This is a genomic window from Campylobacter sp. LMG 17559 (assembly GCF_024723605.1).
Classification (GTDB): domain Bacteria; phylum Campylobacterota; class Campylobacteria; order Campylobacterales; family Campylobacteraceae; genus Campylobacter_D.
On the sequence record NZ_JANQCZ010000073.1, the window covers coordinates 1 to 296 of the forward strand.

Annotated in this window: 1 pseudogene; it reads left to right on the plus strand. The window is 25.3% G+C overall.

What is annotated here, in order from left to right:
• Positions 1-296, plus strand: a pseudogene (locus CAMP5082_RS08365) (hypothetical protein); the annotation flags it as partial.

Here is a 296-nt window from a genome sequence, read left to right on the forward strand (position 1 = left end):
AAAATGCTAATGATAATACTTTAAATATTAAAGATTATTCTTCTGCAGCACATGATAATGTTTATGTTATTAATGCAAAAAATGAAAGTGCTAATAATACTTTTATCTTTGATAATTTAGCTTTAGGTACAGCTTCTGATAAAAGAGAAGGTATAGCTATTATTAGTGCAGGTGTAGCTAAGAATACTCATGATAATTATACTCATATAAATAATTTAAATATAGATGAGTATAAAGATGGTTCTACTATCATCATAGCAGCTTCTGGTGTATATAGTGAAAATGATAAAAGTTAT